The 24,000-nt window shown below is 56.7% G+C and carries 15 protein-coding genes and 1 pseudogene; 9 read left to right on the top strand and 7 right to left on the bottom strand.

The features are described 5' to 3' along the window. The first annotated feature begins 87 nt into the window (after positions 1 to 87). From GS614_RS11335 to GS614_RS11345, 3 genes are all read left to right on the top strand, one after another. Positions 88 to 1,620: an alkaline phosphatase family protein gene (locus tag GS614_RS11335; RefSeq protein ID WP_171726315.1), complete on the top strand. Its 1,533-nt coding sequence runs from the start codon at positions 88 to 90 to the stop codon at positions 1,618 to 1,620. 158 nt (positions 1,621 to 1,778) lie between these two features. Beyond that, positions 1,779 to 3,644, top strand: coding sequence for a PAS-domain containing protein (locus tag GS614_RS11340; protein WP_371809400.1), 1,866 nt, complete (start codon positions 1,779 to 1,781; stop codon positions 3,642 to 3,644). After that, a complete protein-coding gene (locus GS614_RS11345) occupies positions 3,644 to 4,345 on the top strand; it encodes a response regulator transcription factor (protein ID WP_152460491.1) in 702 nt (233 codons plus the stop codon). The genes GS614_RS11340 and GS614_RS11345 overlap by 1 nt, the downstream gene beginning before the upstream one ends. 142 nt (positions 4,346 to 4,487) lie before the next feature. On the opposite strand, the gene GS614_RS11350 is transcribed toward GS614_RS11345, so the two are convergent. The 5 genes from GS614_RS11350 to GS614_RS11370 are packed head-to-tail and all read right to left on the bottom strand — an operon-like array spanning position 4,488 to position 14,048. Beyond that, positions 4,488 to 5,798 carry an HlyD family type I secretion periplasmic adaptor subunit gene (locus GS614_RS11350; protein ID WP_171614554.1) on the bottom strand — a complete coding sequence of 437 codons (1,311 nt, stop codon included), beginning with the start codon at positions 5,796 to 5,798 and terminating at the stop codon, positions 4,488 to 4,490. Continuing rightward, positions 5,782 to 7,929 (bottom strand): type I secretion system permease/ATPase, encoded by a 2,148-nt coding sequence (locus GS614_RS11355; RefSeq protein WP_253285341.1) that lies wholly within the window; start codon positions 7,927 to 7,929, stop codon positions 5,782 to 5,784. Before GS614_RS11355 ends, GS614_RS11350 begins: the two co-directional genes overlap by 17 nt. Continuing rightward, positions 7,926 to 9,269 carry a TolC family protein gene (locus GS614_RS11360; protein ID WP_216601153.1) on the bottom strand — a complete coding sequence of 448 codons (1,344 nt, stop codon included), beginning with the start codon at positions 9,267 to 9,269 and terminating at the stop codon, positions 7,926 to 7,928. Before GS614_RS11360 ends, GS614_RS11355 begins: the two co-directional genes overlap by 4 nt. Then, positions 9,256 to 10,089, bottom strand: coding sequence for a SapC family protein (locus tag GS614_RS11365; RefSeq protein ID WP_171726317.1), 834 nt, complete (start codon positions 10,087 to 10,089; stop codon positions 9,256 to 9,258). The genes GS614_RS11360 and GS614_RS11365 overlap by 14 nt, the downstream gene beginning before the upstream one ends. 47 nt (positions 10,090 to 10,136) lie before the next feature. Continuing rightward, on the bottom strand, positions 10,137 to 14,048 hold the full coding sequence (locus GS614_RS11370; RefSeq protein ID WP_253285343.1) for an Ig-like domain-containing protein: 3,912 nt from the start codon (positions 14,046 to 14,048) through the stop codon (positions 10,137 to 10,139). A 151-nt stretch (positions 14,049 to 14,199) separates the two neighbouring features. Here GS614_RS11370 and GS614_RS11375 point away from each other — a divergent pair, with 151 nt between their 5' ends. The 5 genes from GS614_RS11375 to rfbA all read left to right on the top strand — a co-directional run bounded on the left by GS614_RS11375 (position 14,200) and on the right by rfbA (position 19,986). Beyond that, positions 14,200 to 16,257: a dockerin type I domain-containing protein gene (locus tag GS614_RS11375; RefSeq protein WP_216601154.1), complete on the top strand. Its 2,058-nt coding sequence runs from the start codon at positions 14,200 to 14,202 to the stop codon at positions 16,255 to 16,257. Between the two features lie 377 nt (positions 16,258 to 16,634). Then, a complete protein-coding gene (rfbC, locus tag GS614_RS11380) occupies positions 16,635 to 17,204 on the top strand; it encodes a dTDP-4-dehydrorhamnose 3,5-epimerase (RefSeq protein ID WP_171726318.1) in 570 nt (189 codons plus the stop codon). Then, entirely contained in the window at positions 17,201 to 18,241 is a 1,041-nt protein-coding gene (gene rfbB / locus GS614_RS11385; protein ID WP_171614548.1) for a dTDP-glucose 4,6-dehydratase, read from the top strand. The genes rfbC and rfbB overlap by 4 nt, the downstream gene beginning before the upstream one ends. After that, entirely contained in the window at positions 18,238 to 19,101 is an 864-nt protein-coding gene (gene rfbD / locus GS614_RS11390) for a dTDP-4-dehydrorhamnose reductase (RefSeq protein ID WP_171726319.1), read from the top strand. Before rfbB ends, rfbD begins: the two co-directional genes overlap by 4 nt. An 18-nt stretch (positions 19,102 to 19,119) precedes the next feature. Beyond that, positions 19,120 to 19,986, top strand: coding sequence for a glucose-1-phosphate thymidylyltransferase RfbA (gene rfbA / locus GS614_RS11395; protein ID WP_171726320.1), 867 nt, complete (start codon positions 19,120 to 19,122; stop codon positions 19,984 to 19,986). A 74-nt stretch (positions 19,987 to 20,060) separates the two neighbouring features. Here rfbA and GS614_RS11400 read toward each other — a convergent pair whose 3' ends face one another. Both GS614_RS11400 and GS614_RS11405 read right to left on the bottom strand, forming a co-directional pair. Further along, a complete protein-coding gene (locus GS614_RS11400) occupies positions 20,061 to 20,945 on the bottom strand; it encodes a glycosyltransferase family 2 protein (RefSeq protein ID WP_253285344.1) in 885 nt (294 codons plus the stop codon). 302 nt (positions 20,946 to 21,247) lie between these two features. Further along, positions 21,248 to 22,599: pseudogene (locus tag GS614_RS11405) on the bottom strand (IS3 family transposase). Positions 22,600 to 22,883: 284 nt separating this feature from the next. On the opposite strand from GS614_RS11405, the gene GS614_RS11410 reads away from it, so the two are divergent. Further along, positions 22,884 to 23,954 carry a glycoside hydrolase family 99-like domain-containing protein gene (locus GS614_RS11410; RefSeq protein ID WP_216601155.1) on the top strand — a complete coding sequence of 357 codons (1,071 nt, stop codon included), beginning with the start codon at positions 22,884 to 22,886 and terminating at the stop codon, positions 23,952 to 23,954. Positions 23,955 to 24,000: the final 46 nt, after the last annotated feature.

Consider the following 24,000-nt stretch of genomic DNA (forward strand, 5'->3'; position numbering starts at 1 on the left):
GGCTGTTCGACTAATCGGTTGCGCGAAAAACGGAAGCGGGACACATTCCGCTGCGGAACCCTGGGTGCGGAATTCGGAGAAGTCGGTATGCATCACGCCAAGAACGTTCTGTTCATCATCATCGATCAATTGAGGGCAGATTGCCTGAACGGCGCTCTGGCCGAGCACGTGCAGCTACCGAACCTGCGGGCTTTCATGGACGAGGCGGTAAGTTTTACGCGCCACTTCTCTGTCACCAATCCCTGTGGGCCATCCCGCGCATCGATTTTGACCGGCCAATACGCGATGAACCACCGTTCCGTGCGAAATGGTACCCCACTGCGTCATGATACGCCGAACATCGCCACGGAAATGCGAAAGGCGGGTTATATGCCGATGCTGTTCGGGTACACCGATACGTCTGCCGATCCCCGGGTCCATGATCCCAACGACCCCGTGCTCAAATCTTACGAACAATCGATGAACGGGTTCCTTGAAGTTGTCGAAATGCGCCTAGAAGAGTCATACCCTTGGCGATCATATTTGATGAAAAATGGTTATACGTTCGATACATATTGGGATGTCTACAAGCCTGTCTCTCCGGATGGTCACGCTCCCAAGCTGAACGACCCGGCCATGTATCGGGCGGAACACAGCGACACAGCCTTCCTGACCGATGCGTTTCTGGACGGTATTGCACCTCATCGTGGCCAGGGGTGGTTTGCTCATCTGACGTACATCCGTCCGCATCCACCTTTGGTTGCGCCTGCTCCGTATAACGACATGTACGATTCGGCGGATATACCGCTGCCGCAGCGATTGCCGAGCGAAGCCGCTGAAAAGGCGCTTCATCCGTTTTTCGGGCCAAAGCTGGACGCCTATACGGCAGAAAAGTTTGTTCATGGCTTTGCTGATGTTGAGCCAACGGATGAAAACATACGCACTTTGCGCGCCGTTTATCTGGGATTGGCGACCGAGGTCGATCACCATATCGGGCGCGTTGTTCAGTATCTCAAGGACAGCGGGCAATACGACGATACCATGCTGGTCATAACGGCTGATCATGGCGAAATGCTGGGCGACAGGTACAGCTGGGGGAAAATGACTGTGTACGATGCGGCCTATCACACACCGTTGATGATACGCCTGCCGGGGAACGAGGCACGGGCCGGCGCAAAAGTCACCGTTCCTACCGAATCAATTGATGTCACGCCGACAATCCTTGATTGGATTGGGCAGACAGTTCCAAACGCCATGGATGGCAGGTCTTTGCTACCCTTGTTGCATGGCGACGTTCCCGATGACTGGCGCAGCTATTCCTTCAGCGAGCTGGATTTCTCGGAACCCGAAGAACCGACCCTCTGGCAACAGCGGTTGGGAACGGGCAACAGTGATTCATGTCTGGGAATATTGCGGGACGAACGATTCGCGTTGATCGAATTTGCAGCTGACCTCCCGCCGATCCTGTTTGACCACCAGGGACAGGGAGAATTCGAAAATCTCGCGAAAAACCCCGAGTTTGCGGACGATCTTGCCCGGTTGGGCAGACAGATGCTGCGCCATCGGATGCGAAACATGGATCATACCTTGTCGTTGCACTCCATCACTTCCGAAGGCGCGAAGTCCCGTTCCAGGTATTAGGATCACTGACCGCTTTCGTCCTCTTTTCAGTTGGATCAGGCAAGTTGCATGGGACGTTTTGTCGTTCATCAATTCCACTACCGGCGCATCAATTCTGATGGTACCCATGGGGTGTGGAGAAGACGAACCTGGACATCACCGAACAGCGCATAAAGGCGATGACGACTGCCGGACTGAATCTCATCGGTCAGGCGCTTTCGATCTATGACAGCAACCTGAAACTGGTGCTGAGCAATCGTCGGTTCAAGGAAATGTTCGACCTGCCCGACGAGCTGGTCGAACGCGGAGCCTTGTTTCGGGATACCATCCATTTTCTCGCCAGCCGTGGCGAATACGGTGACGAAGAAAGTGTGGAAGAAATGGTGAACCTGCGCGTCGAGCAGGCTTTGGCGTTTGAGCCTCATTACATGGAACGCGTAAGGCCCAACGGGCAGGTTATCTCGATAGAAGGCGCGCCGCTGCCGCAGGGTGGATGGGTTGCGGTCTATACCGACATAACCGGCACCCGGCGTGCAGAAAACCTGCTGCGGGCGCGATCGGAAGAACTGTCGGAACAATTGCTCGGCCACGCCGAAGAACTGTCAGCAACCAACCGAAAGCTTGCGGCCACCATCAAGGCATTGGAAGAGGCCAAACGCGAGTTGACCGAAATCGAAGCCCGCACACGCATGATGACGGAAATGATGCCGGCTCATATCGCGCATTTGGATAGCACTGGTCGATATGACTACTCCAACCGCCGTTTGAGTGCGGTCCTGCCCGGGCGCCCTTCGGAAATTCTGGGGCTTCACATATCTGAAGCGCTTGGTGCCGCCGCGTTTCGGCGGGTCGAAGCGCATCTGGCAAAAGCATATGGCGGAGAAGCTTCCGTATTCGAGTTCAACGAGGATCAGGATTCCCGCCGCATCCGGGTTTCGTTCACGCCGGATGACGCCGGAGGCGTCTATGTAATGTCGGTTGATATCACCGAAGAAACGCAGGCGCGCGTCGTTTTGCAGCAAACGCGCCGGCGGGCCATGGCCGCCCAGATGACCAGTGGATTGGCTCATGACTTCTCCAATTTGCTGACGATCATCCTTGGGATGCAGTCCAAACTGAACAAAATGGACCTGCCGGATGAAGCACATGAACTGGTTGCCGCGACACAGCAAACCGCGCGCCGGGGTGGGCAATTGCTGAACCGAATTGCAGACATGACCGGGAACCGAACGCCACAGCCTCAGGCCACGGACATGAAGGCGCTGCTAGAAGACCTGAGAATACTGGCCTCGCCTTCCTTGCCGCGCGGCGTCGGTTTGTCGGTGGTCAACACTTTGCCGGACCGGGCTTTGATGCTGGATCCGGGAATGGTGCAGGATGCGTTGCTGAACCTGGTGCTGAATGCGCGGGATGCCTGCGGCAGTTCGGGCCAGATTACAATCAGCGCGCACACCATCGGAGAAATTTGGGTTGAAATCGCCGTATCAGACACTGGCCCGGGCTTTACACCCGAGGCGCTAGAAAAGGCGCTGAACCCGTTCTTTACCACCAAGGGAAGCGACGGGTCGGGGCTGGGTCTGCCCATGGTGTATGACACTGTGAAGCTCGCCGGTGGCGATTTGCATCTCAAAAACACGCCATCAGGCGCATCCGTCGTTTTGCGGTTGCCCTATCGGCCAGCTCCACCCGTGCAAGACGGTCTGGTACTTCTGGTCGAAGACAGCGAAGATTTGCGGGGGCAGTTTCGGGATATGCTGGTAGAGCTGGGCTTCGCCGTCATCGAGGCCAATTCGGTAGATGAGGCACTGGCGTTGATAAACAGCGTTGAAGACATTTCTCTGGTCCTGTCCGATATCCGTCTCGAAGGAAGTGGTACCGGTCTGGACATTTTGCGGCAGGTGAAGCCGGGATTGCCATGTATCCTTATGACATCGCTGCCCAGTTCGGACCCGTTGTACCAGCGCGCCCTTGCGTTGGCCCCGGTGTTGCGTAAACCGTTTTCGCAGGCTCAATTGTCAGCCCTGATCCAAACCGAGGCCGCCTGATGACGCAACCGCTGGTTACCATCCTCGATGACGAACCCGAAATCCGGCGCATCCTAACGGACGCTCTGGAGGATGCCGGTTTCCGTACGCAGAGTTTTTCCCGCGCGCGAGAATTCGAGGCTGCGCTCAACCGTGTGACGCCCGATGTCTGTCTGGTCGACCTGTCATTGCCGGATACGGATGGGCTGGCGTTGGTTCATCGTCTGGCGTTGGAACAAGGCGCGGCCGTGATCATCATTTCGGGGCGCGCGCAGGTGCAGGACCGTGTTACGGGGCTGGAACTTGGGGCAGACGATTATATTACAAAACCGTTTGACCCTGCGGAAGTCGTGGCGCGGATCAGGGCAAGATTAAGAACACCCCGCACTCAGACCTCTCATTCGGATACGGCGGAATTCAACGGCTGGACCGCACATTTTGACCGATACGTGCTTGAAAGTGAATCAGGTGACGAAACGCCGTTCAGCCATGCAGAGGGGGAAGTCCTGCGGCTGTTTCTGGAAAGCCCCAAGCGGCTGATCAGCAGGGGACAAATGCAGGAGTCCCTGGGCGGCGCAGCCGGAGACAGTTTTGACAGGGCGATGGATGTTCGGATTTCCAGGTTGCGTACCAAGCTGGGAGAGGACCCCAAGAACCCGCGGTTGATCAAGACGATCTACGGGGCGGGGTATATATTTTTGGGTGATGTCGGTTGGAAGTAGACGCAGATCCAACCGGCCGAGACTTGGTCAGATGAGTTGTTTTCCATGCCTGTTCAACCCTTTCGAGCCTTCCGTGCTGAAGCTGCTGACACCGTGATTTCCGTATCGGAAGTGACACGTCTGTCCCCAATTACCCTATCGCTCATTCGCGCAATGCCTGATCCTTTATCTTCACAACCGGTTGCAGAATATAATCCAGCACTGTTTTGCGGCCAGACAGAATGTCCACTTCGGCAATCATTCCAGGTATGATTTCGACCGCTATGCCATTCCCATCAAGCATGGTGCTTTTGGTTCGGATCTCGACCACAAAGACCTCTTCGTCATTCCGCTCTGATCGTGTGACCGTGTCTGCACCGATGCGGATGATTTCACCATCCAGCGCCCCGTATCGTGCGAAGTCATAAGCCGTGATTTTGACCTTCACAGGCTGACCAGCGTGCAAAAACGCGATATCCTCAGGCTTTACATAGGCTTCAACCAGCAATGTGTCGTCCAGCGGTACGATTTCAACAAGGTCCTCTCCACTGCGAGCAAGACCGCCGATGGTGGAGCGATGAATCCGGTTTACAATGCCGCGTACAGGAGACCGAACCTGCGCCCTTGAGGCCCGGTCGCGCAAAGCGGGCAGGGCGGGTTGCAAGGCAGCCAGCTCGGCAGTGGCAAGCGCCAGGTCCGTCAGCGCGGCGCTGCGAAACCGGCTTCGCACCGCTTGAATCCGATCGTCGATTTCGTCCAAGCCCGTTTGCAACCTGTTGGTCACAGCTTCTGCCCGCACCTTGCGACCGCGCCATTCGGCTTCACTTCGCCGCAACGCAAGCAATGTTGTTGCAGGCTCCATTTGACGCTCGACCAACGGCGCCATGATGGCCCTCTCTTCGGCCAGGACCACCAGGGTTTCTTCTGCCGTCACTTGATCGACCAGGCCTTCCTCAAACTCTCGCTGTTTTTGCTGACGCTGACGCTCCAGGATGGCTATTTCCGCCTCCAACTCAGCCTGCCGGCCTTGGTACAGTGCAGTTTCGGATTGCACGACGGTAGGCGCGCCATTGATCAGTTGAACATCGAAATCCAGTTGTGTCCCATCAATTTCGGACCGAAGACGTTGGATGCGCGCCATCAGCCCGAACGCGCGTTGCTGTTCTTGACTGAGCTGACTGTCAATTTGGGTTGTTTCCAGTTCCATCAGCAGTGAACCTTTTTCGACCAGTTGGCCTTCGCGCACGTGCAATGACTGCAATACGCCGGGCTCGGTGGCTTCGATCAGCTGGATGTCTCCGGAAGGCACGATCCGGCCGTCCACGCGCGTGACATCGTCCAGTTCGGTCAGATGCGCCCACAATAGCGCGGCGATCAGGCAGAGCAGAATCACCAAAAGCAGCAAGGAACTCCGAACAGGAGAGCGTCCCTGCATCTCGCGCGCCAGGGTGGCCAGATCAGGATGCTGCGACATTCAGGTGCCTCCCTGTCCGACGAACATGTTGAGTCAGCATGCTTTTGGGGCCATCCGCCGCGATTTTCCCGTGTTCAAGGATGATGACTCTGTCAACAAGCTCCAACAGGCTGGTTCTGTGTGTAATGACAACCATGGTGGACTCTGCCGTGCATTCTTTCAGACGTTGGATTACCTGGGCTTCGGTTTTGACATCCATCGCGCTTGTTGGTTCATCCAGCAGGAGAACCGGCGGACGGCCTATGAGTGCCCTTGCCAGGGCAATGGCTTGCCGCTGTCCGCCAGAGAGGCCTTCGCCGCGTTCCGCGAGTTGAAGATCGTAACCCCCGGGATGGTTAGCCACGAAATCCTCAACCCCGGCGGCGCGGCCTGCTTCGATCAGTTCGTGATCTTTTGGCCGGACTGCGCCACTCGCGATATTGTCCCGGACTGATCCGGAAAAGAGCCATATGTCCTGCAGGACGGATCCGATATTGCGTCGCAGATCGCCAGGATCGATCTGGCGGATATCAAGGCCGTCGAATGTGACAGATCCAACACGCGGCGCGTACAATCCCAGCATCAGACGTGCGATGGTGCTTTTCCCGCAGCCAATCTGACCCAAGATCGCCACTTTTTCACCCGGTTTGATCGTGAATGAAACGCCTTGCAGGGTATCTTCCCCCTGATCAGGGTAGGAAAAATACACGTTGTTGAAGGCGATCGCCCCTTTGAAATGGGGCCGGTTCACCCATGTTCGGCCTTGTGGGCGTTCGCTTTCCGCCATCATCAGCGCGTTGAGGTTTCGGTATGCGCTTCGGGCTTGGTTAAGCCTTGTCAACGTTTGCGCCAACTGCCCCAAAGGTGCCAGTGCCCGCCCTGTCAGCATCACCGAGGCAACCAAAGCGCCCATGCTGGTCTGACCGTCTGTGATCAGAAAAACACCATAAAATACGATCAACACCTGTGCCGCTTGTTGCGTAAAACCGGTGAGGTTAAGAGCAAATTGTGTAACGGCCCGGCTCTGAGCACCGTGCGAGGATTGCCGTTCTATCGCCTGCTCCCATCGGGAACGCATTTGCCGGCCCGCGGCCGTTGTCTTTATAGTTTCAAGGCCCGAGACAGCTTCTACGAGGACCGATTGTTTGGATTGCCCGTCAGACAGGCTCTTTTCTGCCATGCGGGACAGAAGCGGCTGTACGGCCAAACCTGTCAGCAGAACCACAGGCACGGCCAGAGCCGGGACCAATGCCAGTTGTCCGCCGACCAGGTAAATCACAAACACGAACAACCAGATGAACGGCAGATCCACGACGGCAACAAGCGTTGCGGACGTGAAGAACTCACGCAGGGTCTCGAACTCACGGATGGTACTGGTCATAGCGCCGGTGGAACCCGCGCGTGACTTCATCTGGATATTCAGAACGTGGTCGAAAATTCGCCGCCCCATGAGCAAGTCGGCTTTTTGCCCGGCCTTGTCGATGAACGCTGCTCGCAGCAATTTTAGCGCGAAGTCAAATAGCAGCGCCAAGGCCACGCCCGCCGTCAAGGCAATGAGCGATTCGGTTGCCTCATTGGGCAACACGCGATCATAGACAACCATGATAAAAACTGAGGTCGACAAGCCAAGAAGGTTTGCCAGTGCCGCAGCGAGAGCAACTTGTATGTAAGTCCATCGATTGGCGGACAGCGCCGCGCGAAACCAATGACCTCGGTAAGCCGTGTGACCGGTGTCCAATTCATCTGTATGATTTCGTCGAAACAAGACAGCGAAACCGGTGTAGGACTTGGCCAGCTGTTCTTCTGAAACTTCGCCGATTCCTTCACCAAGTTCCGGGTCATAGACCAGCAAGGCACCGTTTTTTGCGCGGCCATAGTATACAACCGCCTTGTTTTCGGTCATCAGCAACAAGGCCGGAGCCAATGCTTCGTCAAAACTCGCGATGCGCCGCGCGCCATAGCCCGCCTGTAGACCTGTGTTTTCCGCCACCGAGAGGATGTCACGAACAGTCAGATCCCCGTCCGAACCGGTCTGCGACGCCTGGATCGTTGCAAGGGTCAGCGGGCGTTCAAGCGTCGCGGCGATATTCAGAATGCAGGCTTCGTAGCATGTCAAACGAGCGCGGTCCTGCATTGATTTCAACGTGCTCATTTCACCTCGTTCCAATTGCCAAGCGAAAGTCCGAGCAGGTCCAGAATGTCTCCGGTAAGGCTCAGTGCCGCGTAGTTGGTCAGAAAATAACTCTGTTCGGCCAGAATCAGGCGTTCTTGCGCATTTACGTAATCGCGTTGAGCGTCCAGAATTTCGATCAGGCTGCGACGCCCAATCGAGAACTGTGCGCGGGATGCAGTAACACTGTCGGCATTGGCAGTTGCCGCAATACGGGCCGCGCGCAGCCGTTCTGCGCCTGCTTTTTGATCGGATCGAATAAAGCCCAGCTCCCGCATGATTTCGCGAACCAATTGCTCTCTCGCGAACTCCGCTTCTTTTACTTTGGCTTCTGCTGCTGCGATGGCGGCGCGGCGTTGGCCGGTGCTGTCAAGCTCGTAGTTAAAAGAAAGATCCACGCCAAAATTTGCGTCCCGAGTGTCATCCTGGTTGGCAAATGCGGCGACCCGAACGTTCGGTTTGCGCCGTGCCTGCGCGGCCGACCATTCGGCTTTGGCTGCCAGCAAGCCGGCATCCGCCCTGCGGATCTGAGGGCTGTTCATCACGATCTGGGCATCACTTCTGTTCAGCGGTGGAGCTGGTACAGGAGGGGGCAATGAGCCGGGGAAAGTTCCGAACACTTCTCGAAACCGCGCTTCGGCCCGATCAGTTCGTGCTCGTGCGTCAGCCAGTCTTGTGCGTGCATCTGCCATTCTGGACTGCGCGGTCAGAACATCAGCATTTGAACCGGCGCCACCCGCTGTGCGGTCCGAAATCTGACGCACCAGTTCTTCATGAACCGAGACATTGTCGGCCGCGATGCGGAGTAACTTTCTTTGATCAATGACAAGCACATAGGTCTCGATGGCGGCCAGCGCCGTGGCTGATGCCGTCTGAATTTGATCGCCCCGTGTTTCCAGAACACGTGCCCGGGCTGCCGTCAGATCCCCCGAGGCAGCCCCACCGTCATAAACCAATTGTGAAATTCTCAGATAGGGTGAAACATCTGCAATGTCCGATTCGACCCGTTCGGACCGTGCATTTATTCCCAACGAGATCTGCGGAAGGAAGGCGCCTTCCGCCGCATCTTTATTGGCTGATGCGATATCCATCCTGGTATTGCTTTGCGCCAGTGTCGGGCTTGTCTCTACGGCCTGGCGCACGCGTTGCCCGAATGCACTACTGCTGAGCTTTGCCGATGGCTTTGCTGCCCCGGCACCGGTGGTCCCGGGTGCAAAAGACACTGCCACTAGAGTCAAATCAGGAAGCGGCGTGCAGGCGGACAACGGTATTGCGAGCAGAGCGAACGCAACCCAGGACAAAACTGCTTTACAGGAACGCATGATGACCCTCCTGCCTGCAATGGTCCATGGCTTCTTCTTTCTGTTGCGCCGCAACCAACGCGTCCAAGAACCCTGAAACACCGGTGGTCTGTTGTGTCAGAGAACCATCAGCTTCCCGATGCGCGCGGGCATGTGCATGTGTCAGCCAGATACTGTGGGTCAGCGAAATCTGATGAGCGTGAATCAGTCGCAAACCCCCATTCGAAGTAAGCAGTGACAAGTGCGCGCGGGGAATTTTCTCCAGGGCGTTCTGCGTGACGCCAAAATGCCCGCTCGGAAACTCAACTCCCTGAAAAGTGGTGAGCGGACCAAACAATCCCATGTTCGCAAGAACACGACACAGATGAGTTGTGTATTTCATCGACTCTTTCAGGGCGCGAAAGAAAGCTGCGACTTTTTTCAGCTCCGGCGCAAGTTGACCTGATTTGTCGAAGAATGTTTCGTCCTCCGGATTGTCAGTGATAAGCCCCGCCGTTTCGTCGACAAGCAATTCGTCACGGCCGTCACCATCCGGTTCAATCAGTCGTGGCCGGAACGGAGCACAGCGCAAGACGCTTGGCACATAAGTCGCGAGCCATTTGCCATGTGCTGACACAAATGGCGTAGGCTGGTCTGATTGCATGGACAATACAGCCACTGGATAAAACCCGTGTTCAGATTTCCGAAAAGTGATTGGAAATGTGGCGGCGGCCTGAAGAATTTCTGCTTCGACCACAGGGCAATCTGCCATAGTCCGTGCGAAATCGAACGAGGTGAACCGCCTCCAGAACCGATGACCATGTCTTCCAAGACTGACCGGAGTTAAGCCATTCTGTGCCATAACCGCCTCATGATGTTGAATTACGTCTGTATGTGCGCCGGTCTGGATCAGGCCGTTGCCCCGGTCGGGTCGGTGTGCAGGATGTTATCTGCGGTCAGGCCGCTCAGATCGCTCAGGTCTTGGAACGTGGCCACGGTTTCAACGCTGGCATCGTTCGCCGCCTGGAAATCTACCTTGACCAGAACACTGTCTGTTCCGTCGGTTGCCATCACGTAAAGCTCATCGCCCGCCATGACTCCGGCAAGACTCTCGACAGCGGCTTCGATTGTGCTGAGGTTGAGGTCGGTGAGTACCGTGCTGAGGCCGACAAATCCGGTGTTCGTGCCCAACGTGTCTCCGGTTGAAAGCAATTCGAATCCGGTGCCATCACCGCGAAGCGTATTGGTGTCCAGCCCGTGGAACATCAGTGCGTCGGTTACATCCGCAGCCGGGCCAATCGTAAATCCAGTCACAGCGTCTGTACCATTGCTGGCCGGGTCGGCCTCGAAGACGACGATGTCTCGCCCTGCTGCAGAAACATCAATGGTATCGTCGCCGTCACCGCCGCGCGTGATGGTGTCCGTATTCGCAGCGGTGAGCGTGTCATCACCATTGGTGCCAAACTGCACTGTCGTCGGTCCGCCATCAGACGTTTTGATTGTCAGCTCAATAGGCTGGCTGGAGTCCTGGATCGTCATCGTGAAGGTGACAAGCGGCTGAGAAAGATCTGTAAAGGTTGTCGCGGCGCCGGCAAAATTCATCGCGCCCCCGGCGCCCGGGCTGGCCAAGAACAAATCGAAGGCGTTGTTTTCCGAAACCGACGCCGTGTTGAATGTGACAACCGAAGGGTCAAATCCAAGCTCTGCCGTCAAAGCCAGACCGCCAGAGATATCGCGGTCGGCTTCGGCATAGATTGCGAATGTCACCGTAGATCCCGAGCGCCCAACTTCAGAGATCACATAGGCGGCGGGTTCATGCGCAACGGCCTGCTCGGAAACCGGCCGCGGATCTGGTCCACCCGCAACTGTCGCCTGCGCGGAAAAGACAAGGTCATCACCTGCCTCCACTGCCGAAAAGTTGGACGCCGCGACAGCCAGCGACCAGAATCCGTCTGCGGCCACCGTTGCAGATCCGACCGAACTGCCGTTTAACGTGACATCCACCGACTGGCCGATTGACAATCCGGTCGATGACCCGCCGAGAGTAATTCCGGAAGCTTTGGCATCGGCAAGACCAATCGAATTGTTGGCCCCGACATCGTTCAACGTCAACAGGGGGCGAAAATCTGTGGAAAGTGAGCTGTTCGCCGCGGCTGAGCTGTTTCCTGCCAGATCGTCAACAGTGGCGGAAATGGAATAGCTCGTGCCGTCAGAGAGCATTCCAAGATCACTTGCTGGAACGGTAACTGCCCACGAACCATTTGATGCAACGCCTGTATAGGTTTGCCCGCCGAATGTGACCGAAACGGTCTGGCCATCTTCAGCCGTGGTTGTGCCTGAGATTGCAAGATCCACGCCCCTCTCGGTCACGTCCAACACGGCACCCACAGGCAGACTGTTTATGGTTATCGAAGGTGCTGTAAAGTCAGTGGCAAAGCTTGTCGTGGTTTGATTGTTGTTTCCCGCCGCGTCCGAGATCGACGCATTGATATTGTAAGTCTCGTTGTCTTGCAGGGCAGACAAATCTGTCACGGTTGCCGTATAGGTCCAAGTGCCCCCGGTTACCGTTGCCGTTCCGGTGACGTCCGTAGTGCCGTCAGCGCGCGTGATTTCGACGGTAACAACTGTTCCGTCCGGCGCATCGGAAGTTCCTGACACCGTCAGGTCGGTTCCTTGTTCAACGGCGTTCATGACGGCCCCGTCGGATACGGTTGAAATTCCGATCGTCGGTGGCGTGAAATCGGTGGTAAAGCTGTTGTTCGCTTGCAGAGCCGGATTCCCGGCAGCGTCCGAGACATCCGCGGTCACGGTGACCGTCGACGCGTCAGATAGACCCGTCAGATCCGAAGCAGGTACAGTTACGCTCCAATTGCCGCCGGAAACCGTTGCGCTAAAGGACTGCCCGTTCAGACTGACGGTTACGATTTGTCCGTCTTCAGCTGTCGTACTGCCCGAGATGGAAAGATCCGTGGCCCGCTCGGCTGCATTCATGACAGCTCCGTCCGAGAAACTGTCGATGCTGAGCGTCGGCGCGGTCACATCCTTGGAAAACGTCACTGCGGCCCGCGGTGCCGTCACGCCACTGGCGTCGTCGACATCTGCGGTAACAGAGAAGTTGCCTCCATCCGACAAGGACGCCAGATCCCCAGCTGGCACAGTCACGTTCCAGGCCCCGCCGGATACTGTTCCGGAATATGTTTGACCATCGAGGGTTACGGTAACTTGCTGACCATCCTCAACGTTTGACGTCAGCCCGCTGATGGTCAAGTCGGATCCGGCTTCGGTTGCGTTCAGTACGGAACCAACAGGAAGCGGTGTTATCGAAATGGAAGGACCGGTCAGGTCCACGGGAACCGATACAAGAAGCGGCACTGCCGGATTGCCCGACACGTCCTCGACGGCTACCAGAACAGATGCAGGTACTCCGGTGGAAAGACTGCTCAGATCGGAATTGGGGATCGTTACACTCCAGCTTCCGCCAGAAGCGGTGCCTGTATGCACTTGTCCGTTGAACGTGACGATGATGGTCTGACCATCCTCTGCCGTGGTGGAACCGGTCAAGGCCAGGTCGCCGGCTACGTCGATCAGTTCTATCGAGCCGCCAGCCACGGGATCCAGAGATACAGTTGGTGCAGTGAAATCAGTATCAAAGCTTCCGCTCGCCTGTGGTGCGGGATTTCCCGCCGCGTCGGCAATATCCGCTGTAACGGCAATCGTCGCGCCATCAGGAAGGGCCGAGAGGTCTGCCGCCGGAACGGTGACGCTCCATTGTCCATTGGATACCGTGCCCGAATAGTTTTGCCCGTTCATTGAGACGGTAACGGTCTGCCCGTCTTCTGCATCGGTTGTTCCGGTGACCGTCAGATCCGTTGCCTGTTCGATCGAATTCAAAACAGCGCCATCGGAAAACCCGGTGATCGACAGGGTTGGAGGAATTGTATCAATATCGAACTTGACGGATTCGCTGGACAGTTCCGTGCCTGAATCGTCCAGATGTCTGACTGTCACCGTAGAGACGCCTTGCGGAAGCGCATTTGCTTCGGCCGCAGTGAGAGAAATGCTCCAACTGCCGTCATCGTTGGGTGTTACGGTTTTGACCAGCGAACCTATCGTGACCTCGACTGTCGATGTTCCTTCGGGTGCGGCGGCATTGGTAATGGCACTGTTCAATGCCGTTGCCTGAAGTTCGGCCAGGTTCAGGCTGGTATAGCTCGGTTCCGGTTGGGGTTGGGGTTTAGGCGCTGGCGCGACAGGTTCCGGGGAATCGCCGCTGCCGCCACCGCCTCCGCCCGCAGCGGCAGCTGCGCCGGCCAGCCCGAGGCCGCCCAATGCAGCCCCGGCGCCGCTGATTCCGCCAGCTGCTGCGCCGGCTTCAGCTGCGCTGAACTGGGCGATTTCAGCAACCGCCTCTTCCGCGATCATGATTGCGCCGCTGTCTAGGACCTGCACGTTTTCCGCCGCCACGATCATCGTCCGACCGTCCACCATTTTCAGAAGAACATCGCCGTTTTTCAGCAACTTGGCGGAGCGTACACCCGGAATTGTCTCTGCGAACTGGAAGGCGTAGAGCTCTTCGATGGTTGCTTGTGACAAGGCAGGCAAGGCCATCAATGTGGACATGAGGCCGCCAGCCGCGCCGCGACCCGCCCAACGACCAAGCTTACCATTGATCCATTGTTGAACTTGAGATTTGCGATCTCCGTCCGTCGAGTCAGCCGCCGGACGATTGTTGGCCTCAGGTGCTTTGGTCATCTTGCCCTCGCATGTGGTGTCCGCGATCATCGCAACAGGAAAGGATGTGCTGTTTGGCGTTTTGCTCATCTGTCTTTCCCAATTGTTGCCGTAGCGATCGGACCTGAAAAAATTGAGTTAAACTGAAACCGAACTTCTCGTTTTCACCACAATTCTGCTTCGGTTTCGGTCTGCTCATCTGGTCATCTTGCCGTAACTGCCAGGGGTGGCGCGGGAGGTGATGGCTGTGATGCTTCAGTTCGAAAGTGTAGTGGCAACGGGGAGCACGGCGCTCGATTCAGGTATCGGCGATACGGCTTTAAAAACGCTTAACGGGAATACGTATCTCTACACGGTGACCGGCCCGGGTGGCGGCGTCGCGGTCTGGCGGCTGGTCGACGGTGCCCTGCCGCAGCTGGTTGATACCGAGTATTACAGCGGTTCGATCACCTTCCAGGTGGGGCGCAGTGCCACGTCGATAACGCTGGCGGGAACCGAGCAGATTGCGCTCGACATCAACACTGCCACGGGCCTGGTCGGGTATGACGTGAACGCGGACGGAACGATCGGTAACCTGAAGGAAACGGGTGTGCTCAACGGAGGCGGAGATATCTCGGCCATCGTACACTTTTCACTTGGGTCTTCGGGTGTCCTTGCGATGGCGCATGAGGATACAGGCAATATCGGAACCTACCATGTGAACGCGAACGGGACGCTCAGTCTTGCGGGTTTGATTGCCGGCACAGCGGATGCCATGCAGACGTTGCGGTCGGGTTCGGAACATTTTCTGATCTCAAGTGACGCGGCAACAAACTCTGTCTCGACATATCGCATCGATTCCGGCACCGGCACTTTAACCGAGATCAACAATGATTCGGCGCTCGGAACCCTTGGTGTTTCTACTCCAACGGATGTCGAGACCGTAGAGGCATACGGTAAATCCTGGGTCGTGGTGGCGGGGTCCGGAAGCAACTCTCTCAGTGTTCTTCAATTGAACAGCGATGGTAGTTTGAAGGCGACGGACCATGTGCTTGATACGCTTCATACGCGGTTTGAATCGGTTCAGGATCTGGAGGTCATAGACGTGAACGGTCGGGTCTTTGTGGTTGCAGGCGGCGGCGATGATGGCCTGTCTCTGTTCACTTTGACACCCGAAGGTCAACTTGTTCATATGGACAGTTTCGAGGATACGCTGGCCAGTGGATTGCAGAATGTCGAATCGCTGGCGGTTGCACATGTGGGCGACGAGCTGCAAATTCTCGTGACGTCACAACAGGATGCCGGGGTGACCGTCCTGACGGTCCCGGTCGATGATCTGGGTGTGGTGCGCAAGGGGTTCGGTACCGTGAACGGGAGCGCGTCGGACGATATCCTCAGCGGCGGTATTCTGCACACGACCCTTCTGGGGGGCGCCGGAGACGACATTCTCATCGCGGGGAAGGGTGCGACGACGATGTCGGGTGGTGCAGGGGCCGACATCTTCGTGATGCAGTGCGGTAGTGGTCTGACCACAATAACCGACTTTCAAGCGGGCGTGGATCGTCTGGATATGTTCGACTACCTGCTGTTGCGGTCGCCTCAGCAACTGACCTTTACCAGCACGGCAAACGGCGCTCAGATCGAATATCGTGGCGAGGTCGTGCAGGTCCAATCCGCCTCGGGCGGCGCTTTGACAAGCACGGATATCTTTGGCGCAGGCTTCGCCGGACCGGATCACATCCCGGTAGATTTCGGGGACCTGGGCGGGCAGACACCGGGCAGCTCTGGTGGATTGGTCGGGCAGATTACGGTGGACAGCGAGGCTGCGAATCCGGGGCTGACGGATGCGGAAATCCGGTTCACGCCGGACGGCGGGGGCACAGTATCCGGCACCGCAGATGATCAGGGGCGGTTCGATCTGGAATTGCCCGATGGCACCTTTCCCGGAGTGCTGGACATCACCAAACACTATTCCACGGCGAGCGGAAAGATTGACGCGCTGGACGCCTTGCAAGTGTTGCGCATCTCGGTTGGTCTCGACCCGACATGGGGTCCCGCGACCGCGGAAAACCTGATAGCCGCAGACGTCAACAGGGATGGCACTGTGAACGCCCTGGATGCGCTTGCAATTTTGCAAGTCGCCGTTGGGCAGTCCACGGCCCATGACCCTGAATGGGTATTTCTGGATGAGAACGCGGACCTTTCAGGGATTACCAGGGACAATGTAACCTATCAGACAGGTGTCGACGTCGTGGCGGTGGATGGGGTCATCAACGTGGACATGACCTCCATCCTGTTGGGAAATCTCGAAGCGGCCTGAGCGCCGAAAGATATCTCGGCCAAAGCAGGCTTGTACCTTTTTAAGCAGTAAGGTGTGGATCGGCTTTTGCGGCCAAATTGACACGTCCCAGCCTCAGCGCTCGAATACCGCCCCATGTCGCGGTGCTTTTGGTTTCGACCCAAGCGTTGGCGCGCCTGCGGCTTCACTATCTGTTACATCCCTGTGTTTTCATGCAGAGATGGTCCAATAATTTCAATGAATTCTACCAGAATCGCAACTTGCCTGCGATAATCGCCCGACCTTCGGAACCGATAAGCCGCTCAAATTGCTGATCAGACAACATAGGTCTTGGCGTCGGTGGAGCAAATGTGACATAGCAGGCCGAGACATCAACACATAGATGAAAATTAGTAACAATGGAAATATTGGCGCTTTCCATTCCGGAAGTGAAACTGATCACCCCGAAGCGTTTTGGCGATCATCGCGGGTTTTTTGAGGAAACCTACAATGGCGACAGTTTTGCGGCACAAGGAATTCATACGCAATTCGTTCAGGACAATCATTCCCTTTCGAGCACGGTGAACACGGTACGCGGATTGCATTTTCAGGCTCCGCCAAGGGCGCAGGCCAAGCTGGTGCGCTGCGGTCGTGGGCGGCTGTTTGATGTCGCGGTCGATATCCGCAAAGGCTCGCCCACCTATGGTCGCTGGGTCGGTGAAGAACTGAGTTTCGAAAACGGGCGGATGCTGTTGGTTCCTGCGGGGTTCGCGCATGGGTTCGTGACGTTGGAGCCGGAGACCGAGATCGTCTACAAGTGTTCTGATACCTACGCGCCGGAAACCGAAGGCGCGGTTCGTTGGGACGATCCCGATATCGGCATTGAATGGCCACAGAGCAATTCAGAACCCCAGCTGTCCGAGAAAGATCGGATCGCACCACTTCTGCGCGAAATTGAATCTCCTTTCGTACTCGAGGACACACAATGAAAATTCTGGTTACGGGCGGGGCGGGCTTTATCGGCTCTGCCGTTATCCGTCGCGCGATTGCCGATGGGCATTCGGTCGTCAATGTCGATGCCCTGACCTACGCGGCCTGTCTGGACAATGTTGCCTCTGTCGCGGATGCGCCGGGATACGTTTTTGAACATGCGGATATCCGGGATGCCGCCGCCATGTCGGCGATACTGGACAGGCACCAGCCAGACGCGATCATGCATCTGGCCGCTGAAAGCCATGTTGACCGCTCGATCGATGGCCCGGCCGCGTTCATCGACACGAACCTGACCGGGACCTATGTATTGCTGGAAGCAGCACGCGCCTATTGGCTGGGTGCCGGCCGGCCCGAGCATTTCCGGTTTCATCACATATCAACCGACGAGGTCTTTGGGTCCTTGGGAAAAACCGGGTTTTTCACCGAAGACAGCCCATACCAGCCGAACTCACCCTATTCGGCCTCGAAAGCGGGATCGGATCATCTCGTGCGGGCGTGGCGTGAAACATACGGCCTGCCAGTGGTTCTTACCAATTGCTCCAACAACTACGGCCCTTACCAGTTTCCGGAAAAGCTGATCCCCGTTGTCATCCTCAGCGCGCTGGCGGGCAAACCGATCCCGATTTACGGGAAAGGCGACAACATTCGCGACTGGCTGCATGTCGATGACCATGCCGAAGCCCTGTTGCTGGTGCTCGAAAAGGGTGAACTGGGCCGCAGCTACAATATCGGTGGCGAGAATGAGATGACCAATCTTGATCTTGTCAGAATGCTGTGTTCGATCCTGGATCGCCTCAAGCCGGGTGAAACGCCCTATGCGGATTTGATCACGTTCGTCGCTGACCGCCCCGGTCACGATCAGCGTTATGCCATCGATCCGACCCGGATTCGCACCGAACTGAACTGGCGTCCTTCCTACACGCCTGAAACCGGGCTGGAACAGACGGTTCAGTGGTATCTGGACAACAGCGCATGGTTGAACGCCTTGCAGGCCCGCAGTGGCGTGGGTGAGCGGCTGGGTGTTGCCAAATGAAGGCGCTGGTGTTCGGCCACGGGGGGCAGGTGGCGACCGAGTTGCGACGTCGCGGACAGGCGCATGGTGTCCTGGTTGAAGCTCTGGATCGCACCGCGGCGGACCTGTCTGACCCGTCGCAATGTGCAGACGCCATCCGGCATACGGATGCGGACGTGATCATCAATGCGGCCGCCTATACGGCGGTGGACCAGGCCGAAGAGGAAAGCGACCTGGCGCAACGGATCAACGGAGATTCACCCGGTGCAATGGCGCGTGCCGCCGCGGCCCGCGACCTGCCTTTTCTGCATGTTTCCACGGATTACGTTTTTGACGGCTCTGGTACGACCCCCTGGAACATCGATGACCCGACCGGGCCCTTGGGGGCCTATGGTCGAACCAAGCTGGACGGCGAACACCAGATCGCAGAGGCTGGCGGCCACTATGCCATTTTGCGCACAAGCTGGGTGTTTTCGGCCCACGGAAAGAACTTTGCAAAGACCATTCTCCGACTGGCAGAAACCCGTGACAAGCTGACCATCGTCGCAGATCAGATCGGCGGGCCAACACCTGCTGCAGACATCGCCGAAACCTTGCTGAAAATGGCCAAGGCTGGCCTCGAAGCCAAAGGTGGGGTGTTTCACTATTCCGGTGCACCTGATGCCAGCTGGGCGGATTTCGCCCGTGAAACTGTTTCTCAATCCGGCTTGTCGGTCGAAATCGAGGATATTCCAACCGAGGCTTACCCAACGCCGGCGCCCAGGCCGCTGAACTCACGTATGGACTGTTCGCGGCTGGAAAATGTGTTCGGAATCCAGAGACCCGACTGGAAAGCTGGACTGGCCGAGATATTGAGCGAGTTGAAGTCAGCGACCAGCTGAACCTTGAAAGGACAGATTATGCAGCGCAAAGGCATTATTCTTGCCGGTGGGTCCGGAACCCGGCTTTACCCGATCACCATGGCGATATCGAAGCAATTGCTGCCGATCTACGACAAGCCGATGATCTTTTACCCGCTGAGTGTTTTGATGCTGTCGCAGATCCGCGAAATCGCGATCATCACCACCCCCCAGGATCAGGATCAGTTTCAGCGCCTGTTGGGAGATGGCAGTCAATACGGTTTGTCCTTGACATGGATCGTCCAACCGTCTCCTGACGGTCTGGCGCAGGCTTATACTCTGGCCGAGGATTTTCTGGACGGTGCCCCGTCTGCGTTGATTCTGGGTGACAACATCTTCTTCGGACATGGCCTTCCGGACCTGCTGCTCGAGGCGGATCAACTGAAGCGCGGCGGTACGGTTTTTGCGTATCGGGTCGCTGATCCAGAACGCTACGGCGTTGTGGATTTCCAAGGGAATAAAGCCCGCGCGATCGTCGAAAAGCCCAAGGTGCCTCCGTCGAATTACGCGGTGACGGGTCTTTACTTTCTGGATGGCGACGCTCCGGCCCGCGCACATGAGGTCAAACCGTCAGATCGCGGCGAGCTGGAAATCACGTCGCTGCTGGAAATGTATCTGGACGAAGGTTTGCTGGATGTGCAGACCATGGGGCGCGGTTTTGCCTGGCTGGATACCGGCACGCACGGGTCTTTGCTGGATGCAGGAAACTTCGTGCGCACGATCACGGAACGTCAGGGTATGCAGACCGGAAGCCTGGACGAAATTGCCTGGGCAAATGGTTGGATTGACGACGAGGCGCTTGATGAGCGCGCGCGCCTGTTCGCCAAGTCCACGTACGGCACCTATCTGAAAGGGCTTCTGAGCTAGGCCGCGAACTGTCTCATGGTTACGTGTTCAGGCTTGATTTTGCTTGAGCCGCAAAACGGCTTCGCGCTTTGCGATCAAGGTCTGAACAGGGCTGGTCGGGCATTCCGGCCATGCCAAACACCGCGCAAGAAGGCCCATTGCTTGGCGCGTTTTCTCGCTGAAAACAACACAGCCGGAGACAGCAATTGCAGCAGCGCCGATGCCAGGGCCCGACCAAAGGCCATCGGGACTTCATGTTTGCGGGCGACGTAAACGCGCGATTGCCCCATATACCAGCCCTTCAGGCCAGCGATGGCTGGGCTTCCCGGCGAGGATTTGCCTCTGGCGTGGCGCATCTGAGCGTTGTGAACGTAGTAAAGTGGCCCGCAAACGGCTTTGAGCCGCAGGCTCAGATCATCGTCTTCATGATACAGAAAGATTTCGGGATCAAACCCGCCGACCGCTTCGAACGCTTCGCGGCGGACCAGGAAGGCGGCGCCGACGAGGACCGGCAATTCAAAGTCGGAATCGGCTGTTTTCCTGGGCAGGGTTTCATTTCGGGGAATGATCACACTGTATCGCCTGAAACGAGGTGCCCCCTTCCGGTCCAGAATTGCAGGGTTGAAGGCTGACGCATCCGGATGATTGTCGGCCCCCTCTTGCAACGCGTCCAATGCTCCGGGCAGCAAGTGGGAATCCGGGTTCAGAAATAAAAGCAGTTCCGTTGTTGCCTTGGCGGCACCAAGGTTGCGTGCGCGGCCAAACCCGATGTTGTCTTGGCTTTCGATCAGAGTTGCGCCATGTGTCTCGGCCATTTGCCGAACCGCTTCTATTTCGTCCGAGCCATTGTCGACCAAAATTGTCGGCACGCCCTCTGGGATGGAATTCAGCATCTTCGGCAGTACACCACTGCTGTAGTAACAAACGCTTATGATCGTAATCTGTGACAATCCTGCCTGCCGTACCTGTGGAATGGGCATGATCGTTACTTCCTCGCAAACACAGTTAGGGTCAACCCCGGTTCCAGTACGACGGATCCGGGCTGCTGAATAAGGTCTGTGATCTTTTGCATTCAGCGACGCCAATCTGAGAAACGATTGAATTGGTTTTTCACCGGTGAAGCGAAGGCAAGAAACCGATCATCAAGCGCAGCCAAATGGCAAAGCCGCGTTAGGGGATGCAAAGCCTTTTTTGATCGGAGCGGCAAGATTGTCCGTCATCGAATGAAGTATTCCGATTGAGCCGACGGCGTTTAGGACGGCCTGGCTCATTGATTGCGATCTTACGCGGCGCTCCCGAGGTTGAGCAAGCGTCGCTGTTTCAGTGTTCTTTCCTTGATGGTTCTCCTTTCCTTCAGAATGCCGTCGCTGCGACCGAAGTAGACATCGGCCGGTGTCAGATTGCCGAGACTCTCTTGATAGCGGCGGTGATTGTAGTGGTCGACGAAGGCTCTGATCGCTTCCTCGAGTGCGCCCGGTAGGTAATAGTTCTCCAACAGGATGCGGTTCTTGAGCGTTTGGCGCCACCGCTCGATCTTGCCCTGGGTCTGCGGATGATTTGATGCCCCTCGAACGTGGTCCATTCCTTGATCTTGGAGCCAATCCGCCAGGTCACCAGAGATGTATGATGAGCCGTTGTCGCTGAGCAGCCTCGGTTTTTGTCGGACGGTCGCCGACGAACAGCCTGATGCCTCCAACGCCAGTTCCAGAGTGTCGGTAACATCGTCGGCCTTCATCGTTGTGCAAAGCTTTCATGCCACGATGTAACGGCTGAAGTCGCCCAGGATCGTCGAGAGAAAAAACCAACCCCAGCCAGTCACCTTTTGGTAGGTGAAGTCGGTCTGCCAAAGTTGGTTCGGTCTCGTAGTCTTGTCATGGAACTCGTCGGCAGCCTTGATCACGTTGAACGCCGGCCCAGTAATCAGATCCTGCTCCTTGAGGATACGATAGACCGAAGGCTCTAACACAAAGTACTTTTTCGTGTCTGTAAAGCGGAATGCCAGCTCGCGGGGCGATAGTTTCGGCTCATCAATAGCGAGGTCAACGACGGCCTTCCGGATCTCGTCAGGGATGCGGTTCCAGACCCGGCCGGCGTGTGGACGGCGATCTTCAAGCCCGGCTTCACCAAACGCCTCATAGCGGGCACACCAGCGGTAGAACGTGGTTTTCGGAATGCTCAGCCTCGACAGCGTCCTCTTCGTTGGCAAGTGGGACTGCTCGACAAGTCGGATGATCTCGAGCTTCTCCGTTGCGAGGTATCTCATATGTCGTCGTCCCCATCAGCGAGCATACTTTTTTTGAGTAGGCGGTTTTCCAGGGTGAGGTCGGCAATGGCCTCCTTCAGGGCCGACGCCTCGGCCCGCAGTTCCTTCACTTCGGGGCTCGCCGCTTGCCTGGCTGTGTCGCCTGCCAGCCGCTTCTTTCCGGCCTCCAGGAACTCTTTCGGCCTGGAATAGTACAGGCTCGCGGCAATCCCCTCGTGACGGCAGAGCGCGGCGATGCTCTCCTCGCCGCGCAAACCCTCCAGTACAATGCGGATCTTCTCCTCCGCAGAATGGTGCTTGCGTGTCTTGCGGCGAATGTCCTTGACGACCTGTTCAGCTGTAGTTTTGTCGGTTCCAGCTTTCCGTCTCATCTTCACTTCTAAACGGTTCAGATGAGCCAGAAACCTTCCGTTATGCAAATCCTACAATCAGGCCTACAGGTGCTGATGTCAGACACTATTTGCTGACTGCGGCGTCGAAACTCAGCCCACCTTTGTCGCCACGTACGGCAAGGCGGTTCAGAAATTCAGCCAAGAAAAGAGACCCCAAAAGGGGTTGGGACAAACCGGGGCAATCCAACAGGCAGGGTTTTGAAGCCATCGGTCGGGCCGAAGAGTTCAAACCCTTCGACCCGCCTGCTAAAGCTGAACCCGCAGTGCGGGCAATTGCGCATTACCTGCCGCAATTCCATCCCTTCAAAGAGAATGATGAATGGTGGGGCAAAGGCTTTACCGAATGGTCCAATGTCGGAAAGGCCGTCCCGAATTATCCGGGCCATTACCAACCTCATTGTCCGATTCATCTGGGTTACTACGACTTGCGGTTGCCAGAAATCATGGTCGAACAGGCGCGGATCGCGAAGTCTTACGGGATAGGAGGGTTCTCCTATTACTACTACTGGTTCGGCGGAAAGACCCTGATGGAGCACCCGCTCGAACAAATGTTGGGCAATCCGGAAGTCGACATGCCGTTTTGCCTGACATGGGCAAATGAAAACTGGACGCGCCGCTGGGACGGACGGGCGCACGACGTTCTTATCGCGCAGAACCATTCGATCGAGGATTCCCTGAACCTTCTGCGTCACATACGCAAATGTTTTGATGATCCGCGTTATATTCGGATAGATGGGAAACCGGTTTTCATCGTGTACCGAGCGAACATCATACCGAATATCGAGGAAACAACCGCAGCTTGGCGAAAAGAGGCACAAAGCTGGGGCGAGCCGGACCTGTATCTCATAGCTGCCCAGACTTTCGATATCGGCGACCCAGAGAAACTGGGTTTTGACGCAGCTATGGAGTTCCCACCGCATCAGGTAAAGCGCACCGACATCACGGATGAGATGGGGATCTACAATCCAGAGTTCACGGGTGCCGTTCTGGATTACCAGGCCGTGGTCGAGGCAGAGCTTCAAAAGCCGGAACCCCGGTACAAGCTGTTTCGGTCCTCTACGCTCTCGTGGGACAATACCGCGCGCAATCAGGATGCCCCCCGGATTATGGGGCGGTTTACGATCGATGCCTACAAGCGCTGGACGGAACATTTGTGCCGCCAGGTTCTTGCGCAGGAAAAATACAGTGCCGACGAAAAAATCGTTTTCATAAACGCGTGGAACGAGTGGGCAGAGGGGACGCATCTGGAGCCTGACCGAAGATATGGCTTTGCCTATCTTCAGGCGACCTATGACGCGTTACCCAAGAAGTCTGAAAGTCAGATCAATACGTGATGTTTCCGACCTTGAGGTTTCGCGGACCTGACGGTTGGCGCCTCCG

Origin of the sequence: Ruegeria sp. HKCCD6604 (assembly GCF_013110635.1) — a bacterium.
In the GTDB taxonomy this organism is placed as follows: Bacteria; Pseudomonadota; Alphaproteobacteria; order Rhodobacterales; family Rhodobacteraceae; genus Ruegeria.

Excerpts from the sequence above, each read along its gene's own strand:
- GS614_RS11365 (WP_171726317.1), bottom strand. The coding sequence starts at position 10,089 with ATGGCACAGAATGGCTTAACTCCGGTCAGTCTTGGAAGACATGGTCAT.
- GS614_RS11355 (WP_253285341.1), bottom strand. The coding sequence starts at position 7,929 with ATGAGCACGTTGAAATCAATGCAGGACCGCGCTCGTTTGACATGCTAC.
- GS614_RS11360 (WP_216601153.1), bottom strand. The coding sequence starts at position 9,269 with ATGCGTTCCTGTAAAGCAGTTTTGTCCTGGGTTGCGTTCGCTCTGCTC.
- GS614_RS11375 (WP_216601154.1), top strand. The coding sequence starts at position 14,200 with ATGGCTGTGATGCTTCAGTTCGAAAGTGTAGTGGCAACGGGGAGCACG.
- rfbB (WP_171614548.1), top strand. The coding sequence starts at position 17,201 with ATGAAAATTCTGGTTACGGGCGGGGCGGGCTTTATCGGCTCTGCCGTT.
- rfbC (WP_171726318.1), top strand. The coding sequence starts at position 16,635 with ATGGAAATATTGGCGCTTTCCATTCCGGAAGTGAAACTGATCACCCCG.
- rfbA (WP_171726320.1), top strand. The coding sequence starts at position 19,120 with ATGCAGCGCAAAGGCATTATTCTTGCCGGTGGGTCCGGAACCCGGCTT.
- GS614_RS11340 (WP_371809400.1), top strand. The coding sequence starts at position 1,779 with ATGACGACTGCCGGACTGAATCTCATCGGTCAGGCGCTTTCGATCTAT.
- GS614_RS11345 (WP_152460491.1), top strand. The coding sequence starts at position 3,644 with ATGACGCAACCGCTGGTTACCATCCTCGATGACGAACCCGAAATCCGG.
- rfbD (WP_171726319.1), top strand. The coding sequence starts at position 18,238 with ATGAAGGCGCTGGTGTTCGGCCACGGGGGGCAGGTGGCGACCGAGTTG.
- GS614_RS11400 (WP_253285344.1), bottom strand. The coding sequence starts at position 20,945 with ATGCCCATTCCACAGGTACGGCAGGCAGGATTGTCACAGATTACGATC.
- GS614_RS11370 (WP_253285343.1), bottom strand. The coding sequence starts at position 14,048 with ATGAGCAAAACGCCAAACAGCACATCCTTTCCTGTTGCGATGATCGCG.
- GS614_RS11350 (WP_171614554.1), bottom strand. The coding sequence starts at position 5,798 with ATGTCGCAGCATCCTGATCTGGCCACCCTGGCGCGCGAGATGCAGGGA.
- GS614_RS11335 (WP_171726315.1), top strand. The coding sequence starts at position 88 with ATGCATCACGCCAAGAACGTTCTGTTCATCATCATCGATCAATTGAGG.